This is a genomic window from Aphanizomenon sp. CS-733/32, assembly GCF_028330045.1.
GTDB classification, from domain to species: domain Bacteria; phylum Cyanobacteriota; class Cyanobacteriia; order Cyanobacteriales; family Nostocaceae; genus Dolichospermum; species Dolichospermum gracile.
In genome coordinates, this window is the sequence record NZ_JAQMSE010000078.1 from 1 (window position 1) to 11,967 (window position 11,967).

An 11,967-nucleotide genomic window follows, 5' to 3' on the forward strand; every position below is an offset into this window, starting at 1 on the left:
ACTACACAAACAAAGTCCACCTGCGTGGACTAACGAAAAATCAAGGCTTTTGAACCCACGAAGGTGGGTTTCGTCTGTGTAGCTGCGACTTCTAGTCGCCCTTGCAAGTAATAAATTAGACTTTTCAAACACCCTCTAAGCTAACTCCTAAAATCTTCTTGTTGTTACCATTATGTCTGATGAATTATCACTACCTATAATTTTGCCTATTGGGGCAATATTTTTTGAAATATTATTCTTACTAGCTGCCATTCCCATAGAAGCCTATGTTCTGAATAAATGGTTGAAGTTTGATAAAAGAACCAGCATTTTTTATGCCATTGCCTTAAATGTTTTTTCCAGTGTCATTGGCTGGATTGTGTTTTTCACAGTCGAACCGATGTTACCCATCCCCATCAAAGCCGAATTGATTAATTATGTATTTTTCAATAAGCTGAAAGCTCCTAGCATTAGTACAATGATAATTGTATTATCATTTACTATTTTCATGGCCACTTTTTTAGTCAAATTCTTATTGATGAAGATTCTCATCATTTTTATGAATGAAGGGGGAAAAAACACCCAGCCAGAAACAACTTATTCACAACAAAGAGCTAGTTATATGAACATAGCTAAGTTGCAGAATACTAATTTAATCACGGCCACATTAATAGCGAACTCACTTAGTTACAGTGCCATAACCTTGATCATATTAATTCGCTCTCGGTAAAATGATCAATATTCATCACTACATTAATTAGAGGTAATCTCATGAACTTTTTATTGAAGGAAATAGGTGGCATATTTAAATATATTCAGGATTTATTTGCAGGAGTGCAAAAATTTCTGACCCCAGCTAAAGCATATTCATGGCAAACATTTATCTATTTGAGTGTTTTTTCTTGGGGAATATCATATTTTGCCATAGGGTATATTAAGGATATTATTGTCTTTTGTGGTTGGTTATTTTTATTAGCAGGAACAACTTGGTATACCACAGATGATCCTTTAAGAATTCCCGGAACTTTTATGCCAGTTGGGGCAGTAATCACGGGCTTTTTAGTGAGCGTCTTTGCCTTTGGACACAAAGAAGGTGTATTAACATCGAATACGATAGTTATTTGGCCAACCATAGCTGCCATAGTTACAGCCATACCTAATTTCTTTGAAGGCACAGGTGGAAAATCAGCAAAAGCCAAACTTCCTAAATTACAAGATCGTCAAAAAGTTGTAGTTTTATTAGCTTGGTGTATGCTAATTAGTTGTTGGCTTCAGTTTTACTTTGTGATAGATAAATGGTTAAAAGAATATCCTAGTTTACGAGCAGATAATTTCCAGAAAAGTGCTTTTGTGATTAGATTAGAACCACCAGCACGAAAGCCAAAAACTGGTGATTTGATTTTAAATAAATTACAACCTTTAGTTAATCAACAACTTGATAATAAACCTTGGGGTGAAGTAGAAAAATGGTTACTAGAAGCTAATCAGCAACTAGGCAACTTGGGGAAAAGAACGATTAATAGTAATTTAGGTAAATCTCAAGAAAGACTACTATGGCGAGTTGAACCCCGTGTAGTCAATATCAAGCCTGGATATGGATATAGGCTAGATATTTTGACAATTTGGGGGGGTCCTAGCGCCAACTCTCAAGGATATTACTGGAAAAAATCTTGTTTGATAGAACAATCTAACTCTGGTAAACAAACAGATAATAAAGATACCGTTGCCCGTGTGACTTGCGATCGCACAAGTAAATTTATCATGGGTTCTCCACCAGCACAACAATAAGGAAGAAGTAATTACTATGAATGTAATTAGAACTGTCGTCATGGCTAAGAATGTATTTCAGGAAGTGATCCGCGATCGCATTCTGTACATCATCGGCTTTTATGCTATCATCCTGGCTATTGCCTTCCGTGCCATTCCCGAATTTGCCGGCACTACCAGTAATAAAATATTTTTGGACTTTGGTTTGGCAACAATGAACGTCATTGGTTTAATTGTCGTTATCTTTATCGGCACAGGATTAGTTAACAAAGAAATTGAAAAACGCACTATTTTAGTATTAATTGCCAAACCCATCAGCCGCAGTGAATTTATTGCTAGTAAATATTTAGGGTTATCAGCAGTTATCGCTGTCCTCATTACTGCAATGACAATAATTTATTTAGGATTCTTACAAGTTGGTCAAGTATCCTATCCAATTATTAGCATTTTTCTGGCTACGCTATTCTTATTTTTGCAATTATGTTTAATTACTGCCGTAGCCATTACTTTAGGCGTTTTTACCAGTTCACTAATAGCTACATCCCTAACATTTGCAGTGTATTTAATGGGGAATGTTACTCAAGATTTAGTGGCATTAGGTAAATTAAGTCAGAATCCTGGGATGGAACGCATTACCCAAAGTTTATATCTAATCTTGCCAGATTTATCTAGACTAGATTTAAAGAATGATGCTGTTTACGGTTTACAAGCACTACCTGATCCAATCACATTAGTCGCCAATGCAGGTTATAGTTTACTTTACAGTTTTATGTTGTTAGCGATCGCCATTATTATTTTCTTAAGACGAGAATTTTAAATAACAAGATCCCCGACTTCTCTAAGAAGTCGGGATCTGAAAATCTCGACTTTCAAAAATTTTGTGAAAATAATTATTGTCTATGATTCAAAATTCCCCAATAAGTACTACTGACAGTCTCATTTATCCTGATATTTATCATCACCAAATTTCCTCGAATCAGCCTTTGAAACTAGGAATTATGGCTTCTGGGAATGGTAGTAATTTTGAAGTAATTGCCCAAGCTATTGCCGACGGTAAAATTAATGCCCAAATTCAAGTTTTAATTTACAACAATCCTGATGCGAAAGCAGCAGTTATGGCTAAAAATTGGGGTGTAGAATCTGTATTGTTAAATCATCGGGACTACAAAAATCGTCAGAAATTTGATCATAAAGTTGTCCAAACACTACAGCAGTATAATGTAGAATTTGTGATTATGGCGGGATGGATGCGATTAGTCACACAAGTTTTAATTGACGCTTTTCCTAATCGGATGATTAATATTCATCCCAGTTTATTACCGAGTTTTAAAGGCGTGCAAGCTGTAGAACAGGCTTTAGTTGCTAAAGTCAAAATTACGGGCTGTACTGTACATCTTGTTTCTTTAGAAGTTGACAGTGGTGAAATTTTAATTCAAGCGGCTGTTCCCGTTTTGCCAGATGATACATCAGCAACACTACACGCGAGAATCCAAATCCAAGAACATCGGATTTTACCAATGGCGATTTCTTTGTTAAGTTAAAGGGAATTGGGAATTGGGAATTGGGAATATAGGAAGAGTTTTATTACAACTGACAATTGACAACTGACAACTTACCACTGACTAATGTTAAAATTCTCAGTGAGAAATTTAGGATATTTTTATGTCAGTTGTAACTAACAACCCAATCAAATTTGGTACAGATGGTTGGAGGGGTGTGATAGGTGAGGAGTTTACCTTTGAACGTCTGGCATTAGTCGCAACCGTAGCAGCCAAAGTTTTACATAATACTTACTTTTCCCAAGTGGGTAGCCGAACGATTATTGTCGGTTATGACCGCCGATTTATGGCGGAAGAGTTTGCCCGTGTGGTTGCTAATGCCGTCACCGCAGTGGGTTTTGATGTCCTGTTTAGCGAAACCTTTGCCCCAACTCCGGCTTACAGTTGGGCGGCTAAAGAACTCAAGGCTTTAGGGGCATTAGTTGTCACAGCTAGTCATAATCCTGGCGCATATTTAGGATTAAAAGTTAAAAGTGCTTTTGGCGGTTCAGTACCACCGGAAGTTACTCAAGAGATAGAAGCTTTATTATCAGAAAAAGTTGCCCCAGCAGCGATGACAGGTAAGGAAGAAACCTTTGATCCTTGGCCGAGTTATTGTCAAGCATTAGCCGCTAAAGTTGATATTGACAAAATCAAAGAAGCGATCGCAACTGGCAAGTTAACAATATTTGTGGATGTCATGCACGGGGCAGCGGCTGGGGGATTAGCCCAATTATTAGGGGAACAAGTTAAGGAAATTAATAGCGACCGTGATCCTCTATTTGAAGGTGGTGCGCCTGAACCTTTACCAAAGTATCTTTCTCGACTATTTACAGTTATGAAAACCCATCGAGAAACCGATAAAACTGGTTTAACTGTGGGTTTGGTATTTGATGGAGATTGCGATCGCATTGCCGCCGTAGATCAAGATGCTAATTTCCTTAGTTCCCAAATCCTAATTCCCATCTTAATTGACCATCTCACCCTGCGCCGCAACTTTCAGGGCGAAATCGTCAAAACTGTGAGTGGTTCGGACTTAATGCCCCGTGTAGCCGCATTACATAACCTTTCTATCCATGAAACAGCAGTAGGTTATAAATACATTGCTGACCGAATGTTAGCCACCCAGGTATTATTAGGTGGTGAAGAGTCCGGTGGCATTGGTTATGGTAGCCATATTCCCGAACGCGATGCTTTATTATCGGCACTTTATGTCTTAGAAGCTGTGGTGGAATCGGGGTTAGATTTAGGTGAATATTATCGCTATTTACAACAACAAACTGGTTTTTCATCCAGCTATGATCGGATTGATTTACCTTTAGCAAATATGCAAGTCAGAGGGCGACTATTAAAACAGTTGCAATCCCAACCTTTAACAGAAATTGCGGGTAAAGAAGTCATCGGTTGCCAAACAATTGATGGTTATAAATTCCGCCTAGCTGATCAAAGTTGGTTAATGATTAGATTTAGTGGAACTGAACCTGTTTTACGTCTTTATTGTGAAGCTGCAACTCTGGAAGAAGTTCATCAAACTCTCAATTGGGCGAAAAATTGGGCAGAATCCAATTAATTGATAACTTTAATTCCTAGGTAGAGTAACGTAAATAATTAAAGGTTTGTAGTAAGGTTTTTAGACCTGAAAGTAGGGCTAAAGCCCTAACTACGAGCCAATTTCAGAATCTGTTAACTTACTTAACATAGTTCTATTTATTTTTGCCTACCGACTAATTTTTAGAATGTTGTTTGGGTATTTTATCAGGTTTTGGTGATGAGTAGATAACAATTTTCAAGTGTCAGTAATTATTGTCTCACCTGAAACTTTAAATATGTTCCTCCCAATCCTTCTACAATGATTCTTGTATTAGTTGTCATCATTTTTTGATAGGTTTCTCCGTCACTTCCTAGTTCACCTAGTCCGTTAATATAAAGTGGTTTTTGAGAAACTTTTACTTCCGCTGCTGTCGCTACAGGTGCGAGTAAGTTGGAATTGGTATTTGTATCTGCAAAAATTGTTGGTACTTTAGCTTTTTGAATATCCTTAGCCAAATTTCTGACTTCTGTATCTGTCAATTTTCCCATATTTTTAACATTACCTAAATTGATTGAATAGGGAATATCATAAGCTTTGACATAATAAATCATGGCTGAATTGGTTGTAATTAATTTACGATTTTTATCGGGAATACTAGCTAGTCTGACTTTAATCCAATTATTGATTTGATTGATTTCTTGGGTGACTCTTTTTGTATTTTTATTATAGATATTCTTATTTTCTGGTACTAGTTTAATTAAACTACTATTAATTATCTCTACCATTTTGATAGTATTATTTGGATTATGCCAAACATGAGGTTCAACAATTTGTTTACCGTCTTTTCCAATTTTGATGAAATTTACACCGATAGTTTTAGCAACGGCAATTTTTAATTTAGGCTTTTTAATCTCTTCAATAATTTTAATTAACCCTGGTTCAAAATTATAACCATGATATAATACTAAACTAGCATTTTTAATGGCTTGATTATCTTCTGGTACGGGTTTATAATTTATAGGATTTATCCCAGGAGGAATTAAACAAATAAGATTAATTGTATCTCCAGCAACTTGTTTTGTTAAATCGCAAATTACGCTATTAGTTGCTACGACAAAGGGCAAATTATTATTAATATTATTATTGGTGGTATTATATGCTGTACTAATAGTTTTATTTCCACATCCAAATAAACCTACCATTACACCTAAAATGATAGTTTTCAATAAATGTGAAGATAGTTTTTTTTCTGACATAATTTATTGTAATTGATGAATATATTAAAAAGTCCAGAAATAATTATATAAAGTAATAAAGACACAGCAAGTCTGTGTCTTGTAAAACATTTATTGTTCTAATTTATTAAATTCCGGCCGTAGGTAGTTTACCTTGTAATTTTCGTAAATTAGCTTGAACACAATTAGTACAACTGCAACCAGCTTGTTCGATTACAGAATGTGTGATGTTATTTATTTGCGGTGTAACTATATCAAGATTGGCTTGAGTAGATGTCACCACAATCATTTGCACAGCAGATGTAGATTTGAATTGGGAAGCGTGTGCTGGGTTAATTACCAATAGCAGAGATACAAAAAACAGAGGAAAAGCCAGCAAAATCAGGTTGACTATTTTCATAATTCACATATAAACAGTTATTACAGTTGTTAGTTGTCAATTATCAGAGAATTTTCCTACCAGTTAATACTTCTCGCACTTCCAGCATGGCTGAATAGGTGGGGAGAATGTGTAAAGTTTCATTTGCTGGTGTATGCTCTAGAGCAGTAGCGATCGCTTGCTGCAAATTTGGCTCTACAATCAGATTGATGTCACTGTCCAGAGATTCCTGACTATAACGTAGACGTAAAGCCATATCATACACGCGATCGCCACTCACAATCAACGTTCCACCCCTTGCTACCAACTTTTCTGTATCCACATCCCAAATCCATGATACATCAGTACCATCAGGAGTGCGATCATTCAACACCAATAAAGTAGTTTTATCGGTACTTTGAGTGACGACACGAATAGTTTCATTTGTTCCTACAGGGTTTTTTGATAATAGAATCCGTACCCGTTTACCATCAATTACTAAATCTTCCGCACGACCAAAAGCAGCTTGAAAATTATTAATTCCATCCCTAATACTCACCTCATCAACTCCTAATGCTTGCGCTGCTGTAGCTGCTGCTAAAGTATTATATTTGTTATATAAACCCACGAGAATTTGTGGACATTCCTGACTTAATAAAGCAGGTTTACTTTTAGTAAAACCACAACTAGGACAAGTAAAATCTCCTAAATGGGACAAATAAACCCCTTGATAATCTAAAGCATGACCACAGTTAGGACAATAAATAGAATCAACCGCATGAGGAATAGATTCTAAATAATTTTCAGGCTCATTTAAACCAAAAAATAAAACCTTTTGGGGTAACTGTTGACCCAAATAGGATAAAGTCGGATCATCAGCATTGGGAATCACTATAGTTGTTGGTGGTAAAGTAGCAATTACCTGAGTCCACCGCTTACTAATACTATCCACTTCCCCATATCTATCCAACTGGTCACGGAATAGATTCAAACAGAGAATAATTCGCGGTTGTAATGGTTTTAAAACCTTGGGAACTATATTTTCATCAACCTCCAAAATTGCATAATCTACATTCAGATTTCCCAGCAGACTAGCATTATCTATCAAAGCCGTTGCTAACCCATTTTCCAGATTTGCACCCGTAGAATTATGGGCAACATAGAAACCATTCCGTTCTAAAATAGTACATAGAAGTAACGCCGTAGTAGTTTTCCCATTTGTCCCCGCAATGAGAATTACCCCATTTTTAACCTGCTGACTCAATAACTCCAAAATCCGAGGTTCTATTCGTCGCGCAATCGAACCGGGTAAAACACTAGCAGCACCAAGACGCAATGACCGCACCAAAAACGTCACACTTTTAGCCATTGATACGGCAAAACCCAAGCGGAGTCTATCTATAACCTTTATTTTTTTACCCACAGTCATGATTTATAAATAACCTATAATTGCCAAAAGAATTTTAACCCGTAATCCCAATTTTATGTGAAGCTGCACAGAATCATAAAATCCATAAATTCATCCGTCCTCATCTGCGTTTATCTGCGTTTATCTGCGGTAAATTACTCTGAAAATCTGATTTTATAGAGCTTCATCTTAACTTGGTATAAGTTTAACTAATTAGAAAAGATAGCATCAAAAGGAGTATAGTCTCACTGACAAATAATTTTTTCTCTGAAAATACCATGTAAAGGTTATCTTAAAAAATAGTGCGTGCGTGTGATTATTATCCAAACCAGTTAACATCAATTCAGCACAAACTCACAAAAAATAGTAGCAAAGACAAGGTTTCTGTTAATGAATAGCATAAAGTGGCTTTTTTCACAAACTCAAATAATTACTAATTGGAAACGGTTAGTGTCGAAATGCTTGCTGCTGCTTGTTTGCCTATTCGTAATTAGTATGCAGCCAGCCTTAGCAGGTATTAAAGATGACCGATATGATGGCAATATTTTTGTAATTTATGCTGGTAATGGTTCTCTCATTCCCCCCAAAGAAACTCTAGCACAGGCATTAGCCGAACATAAACCAGCCATACTGACATTTTACATTGATGATAGTAGTGATTGCAAAAAATACGCCCCAGTTGTTTCCGAAATGCAAGCATTCTATGGTCGCGCTACGGAAATCATTCCTGTCAGCGTTGATACTCTTTTCGCTGACAAGACTTATGAACCCACAGAAGCGGGATATTACTATGGAGGAAGTGTTCCTCAAGTTGTAGTTTTTGACCAGTCAGGTAAGGTAATCTTGAATAAAAAAGGTCAAGTACCTTTTGAGGAAATAGACGACAAATTGAGAGAAATATTTGACTTATTACCCCGCACCGAGTCAGTCGAGTTAAAACGACGTTCACCAAGAGAATTCAGTAGTCAGTTAGAAGACCAATAGAATTCGCGGCTACACAAACAAAGTCCGCCTGCGCGGACTAAGAAAAAATCAAGAATTTAAAACCCACCTGCGTGGGTTTTGCCTGTGTAGACGCGGTTTCTAACCGCCCGTTTAACTTTACCCCTACAAATCTGGGGTTTTCTTGATTTTATAAAAGTCTATGTCCCAACCGTTTTGAGTATACATTATTTCACTGAGAAAATTGCCGTTTTAAAGCTGTAAAAACTGGACAAGGGGCTGATGTTTGTAAATTCTCCGGTTTATTCCAAGTAAAAGGTGCTTTTTGAGCCGCAGACATCCATAAGAGTCTTTTGGCTCTAGTCATGGCAACATAAAGTAAACGATATTCTTCGGCAATTTTCAGGTATTTTGATTCTTCCCACGCTTGGTTAATATCCGGTATGGGTCTTTTGTGAAGTCCGGCACGAATTTGGGCGCGGGCAACTTCTGATAAAGTAAAATCACCTAAAAATTGTCCTTGGGGGGGAATCCAAAATCGTCCAGGAATTAAGTTTTCATGGAGAAAAGGCAAAAATACATAATCCCAGTCTAGCCCTTTGGCTTTGTGCATGGTGATAATTGTTAATTGTCCGGCTTTGGTGTATTGTGCTTCTACATTTTCTGGTTCTACAGATTCAAATCTTTCGGAGTTGACAATTTCACTTAAAGTTGAGATCATTGCCCCCATAGAACTATTCCCAAAAATTTGCAGATTTACCCGTTCTGCAAGTTTGTCAGCGGTGGCTAATTCGGCTTGATCATATTTTAAAGTTAAGGCGAAAAAAGAAATTATTTGATAATATGGTAATTCTAAATAAGCCCTGAGTAAACTCCGACAAAGATGAGCCGCTTTTTGGACTATTTCTGTTTGGGGTGTGGCTAAAACACCCGGATAGAGAAATTCTTCTGGTAAACTAGCTAGAGTGTTAATATCTTGGGTAGGAATTAATTGTCGTTCGACAAGGACTTCTAAGGTAGCTTTGAGATAATCGGGGGAATGGGGGCGATCGCAAAACTGCAATAATGATAGAATTTCTTGAGGAACATGAGAACGGCGTTCTTTTTCTCCCACATCATAAAGTTTAATTTTATGTTGTTCACATATTGGTTCTAAAGCAGTAGCTAACCATCGTCCTTGGCGATTTTCTCTCACTAATATCGCTGCACAAGCTTGGGGATTTTCGCTAAATAACTCAATTACTCTTTGGGAAAGTAATTCAACTGTATGATGAATATCTCTAGGGGTATGAAGTTCTAAACCTTGTCCTACTGGTTGAGGATTGCCATTTTCTTGATTAACTGGTTGAATTTTCTGATTTCTAAATGGTGCTTGTCTATGTTGAGTTTTGGCAAAATCTTGATTATTGACCCATTCTAAAGCAAAGTTAGCAGCATCAATAATTATTTGCGTACTGCGCCCAGCTTGATCCATTTCGGCTAGTCTATCTTGAATTTGACAATCTTCGCAAAATTCCCGAAAATAAATCGGGTCAGCAGGTGTAAATGTAGAATTAATGCCTTGATTAGGATCACCAACTCTGATTAAATTCAAAGCTGATTTATCTAATTTATCTGCATATTCTTGACTAGCGAGTATTTCTAATAAATCGGTTTGTAATGGACTAGAATCTTGAGCTTCGTCTTCAAAAACAGCAAAAACTTTATTTTGTTCAATACGGCAGGTGCTAGGATTTCGCAAAACTTTTAAAGCCCCCAATATCATATCATCGTAATCAATAAAGTCTTGTAACTGCATGATTTTTTGATATTGTTCATATAAGCCAGCGGCTATGCTTAAAATGTCATATTTATTATGAGTTTGTTCACTCCACTTTAATAAATCTGCTGGTGATATTCCCGAACTTTTGGCTTCATGAATCACCGTATAAGCTAAATCTGGTAATATTTCCGTTCGTAGCACCGACTGACGACGGAGTTTTTCGGTTTCTTCTCCATCAAATTCTTTTCCTGCAAGTAAACGTAGATAAATTTCTGGATAATTAGCAATCCATTGTTCTACTGCTGTGCGAATGAATTTATGACTTTGATTTGGTGTGATTAAAGTCGCATTTTCTAATTGTAACCCCGATAAATTTGGATGACGACTAGCGATAATTAAAGCTAAACCATGCAAAGTATAAACTGCAAATCCTGTTTGTGGTAAAGATAATTTCTTTAAGTTTTCCCGAATTTTAAGTTTAATATTAGCAGTGGCAGAACGGGTAAAAGTAACAACAATTAACTGTTTATAATCCTGATTGCCTGTGTTTAAATAATCCTCATATTGACGAGCAATAGCGATCGCTGCTGCTGCCGCCATCCCCGTAGATTTGCCCGCCCCCGGCACAGCAGATACAGCCAACGGTCCCCTTCTCCAATCCGCCATTTGTGTTTGTCCTGGGCGAAGCTGGGCGCGAATGGTGGCGATATTCTCTGTTAATTTAGTCAGTGGTGATTGGTCATTAGTCATTAGTTTTTATACAAGCTGTGTAATTTGATTTAAGTTAATATCCTCAATTAGAGGAGTAGGTTCATTACATCATACGGAGCGCTGGGCGATCGCTTCTCCTCCTAATTTTGCTAAACTAAAATAAACCTCACACCAGCAGGAGGACATAATGACTTTTACAACTGATGTCCAGCAAGATCCAGACTTACGCCCTTACCCAGAAACCTCTCTTCCAGACCACACTCAACTCCCAGAGTCGGACGGTACATTTGTGAAAAATTGGCAAGAACATCCCCAAAGCATTCTCCTGACAGACTCTATTCAGCCTGTGTTGCAAAAACTTTATCCTGATGGTCAATATTGTATTGGACAGGATTTAGGTATTTATTGGCGTATTACTGAACCACCAGAAAAAGGTGCAGAAGCGCCAGACTGGTTCTATGTTCCCAATGTACCACCTTCTTTAAATGGTAAAACCCGACGCTCCTATGTCCTTTGGCAAGAATATATTTCGCCATTAATTGTGTTAGAATTTGTTTCTGGGAATGGTGCAGAAGAGCGAGATAAAACTCCTTGGAAAGGTAAATTCTGGATTTATGAACAGGTTATTAAACCGGCTTTTTATGGCATTTATGAAGTGAATAAAGCCAGCATAGAAGTTTATGAATTAATTGGTGGAAAATATCAGTTATTGCCAGCAAATGAACGAGGACATTAT

General features: G+C 37.1%; 11 protein-coding genes. 7 read left to right on the forward strand and 4 right to left on the reverse strand.

The window, feature by feature from the left end; all coding sequences use genetic code 11:
* Nucleotides 1-172 precede the first annotated feature (172 nt).
* The 5 genes from fraC to PN471_RS06290 all read left to right on the forward strand — a co-directional run bounded on the left by fraC (nucleotide 173) and on the right by PN471_RS06290 (nucleotide 4,854).
* A complete protein-coding gene (gene fraC / locus PN471_RS06270; RefSeq protein WP_271776112.1) occupies nucleotides 173-709 on the forward strand; it encodes a filament integrity protein FraC in 537 nt (178 codons plus the stop codon).
* A 41-nt stretch (nucleotides 710-750) separates the two neighbouring features.
* Complete coding sequence (gene fraD, locus PN471_RS06275) at nucleotides 751-1,767, forward strand: septal junction protein FraD (RefSeq protein WP_271776113.1); 1,017 nt, start codon at nucleotides 751-753, stop codon at nucleotides 1,765-1,767.
* Nucleotides 1,768-1,783: 16 nt separating this feature from the next.
* Nucleotides 1,784-2,563, forward strand: a complete 780-nt coding sequence (locus PN471_RS06280) for an ABC transporter permease (protein ID WP_271776114.1) — start codon at nucleotides 1,784-1,786, stop codon at nucleotides 2,561-2,563.
* A gap of 82 nt (nucleotides 2,564-2,645) precedes the next feature.
* Nucleotides 2,646-3,287 carry a phosphoribosylglycinamide formyltransferase gene (purN, locus tag PN471_RS06285; protein WP_271776115.1) on the forward strand — a complete coding sequence of 214 codons (642 nt, stop codon included), beginning with the start codon at nucleotides 2,646-2,648 and terminating at the stop codon, nucleotides 3,285-3,287.
* A gap of 121 nt (nucleotides 3,288-3,408) precedes the next feature.
* Complete coding sequence (locus tag PN471_RS06290) at nucleotides 3,409-4,854, forward strand: phosphoglucomutase/phosphomannomutase family protein (RefSeq protein ID WP_271776116.1); 1,446 nt, start codon at nucleotides 3,409-3,411, stop codon at nucleotides 4,852-4,854.
* A gap of 230 nt (nucleotides 4,855-5,084) precedes the next feature.
* Here the strand turns inward: PN471_RS06290 and PN471_RS06295 are convergent, their stop codons facing one another.
* The 3 genes from PN471_RS06295 to PN471_RS06305 form a co-directional block, all read right to left on the reverse strand.
* Nucleotides 5,085-6,071, reverse strand: a complete 987-nt coding sequence (locus tag PN471_RS06295; protein ID WP_271776117.1) for a metal ABC transporter solute-binding protein, Zn/Mn family — start codon at nucleotides 6,069-6,071, stop codon at nucleotides 5,085-5,087.
* 106 nt (nucleotides 6,072-6,177) lie between these two features.
* The gene (locus tag PN471_RS06300; protein WP_271776118.1) at nucleotides 6,178-6,450 is read right to left on the reverse strand and encodes a hypothetical protein; all 273 of its coding nucleotides are present in this window, start codon (nucleotides 6,448-6,450) and stop codon (nucleotides 6,178-6,180) included.
* 43 nt (nucleotides 6,451-6,493) lie between these two features.
* The gene (locus tag PN471_RS06305) at nucleotides 6,494-7,837 is read right to left on the reverse strand and encodes a Mur ligase family protein (RefSeq protein WP_271776119.1); all 1,344 of its coding nucleotides are present in this window, start codon (nucleotides 7,835-7,837) and stop codon (nucleotides 6,494-6,496) included.
* Between the two features lie 369 nt (nucleotides 7,838-8,206).
* Between PN471_RS06305 and PN471_RS06310 the strand changes: the two genes are divergently transcribed.
* Complete coding sequence (locus PN471_RS06310; protein WP_271776120.1) at nucleotides 8,207-8,800, forward strand: thylakoid membrane photosystem I accumulation factor; 594 nt, start codon at nucleotides 8,207-8,209, stop codon at nucleotides 8,798-8,800.
* 190 nt (nucleotides 8,801-8,990) lie between these two features.
* Here the strand turns inward: PN471_RS06310 and PN471_RS06315 are convergent, their stop codons facing one another.
* Nucleotides 8,991-11,270 (reverse strand): ATP-dependent helicase, encoded by a 2,280-nt coding sequence (locus PN471_RS06315; protein WP_271776121.1) that lies wholly within the window; start codon nucleotides 11,268-11,270, stop codon nucleotides 8,991-8,993.
* A 148-nt stretch (nucleotides 11,271-11,418) separates the two neighbouring features.
* Between PN471_RS06315 and PN471_RS06320 the strand changes: the two genes are divergently transcribed.
* Nucleotides 11,419-11,967 (forward strand): Uma2 family endonuclease (locus PN471_RS06320; protein WP_271776122.1); only part of this gene is annotated, 549 nt, incomplete at its 3' end.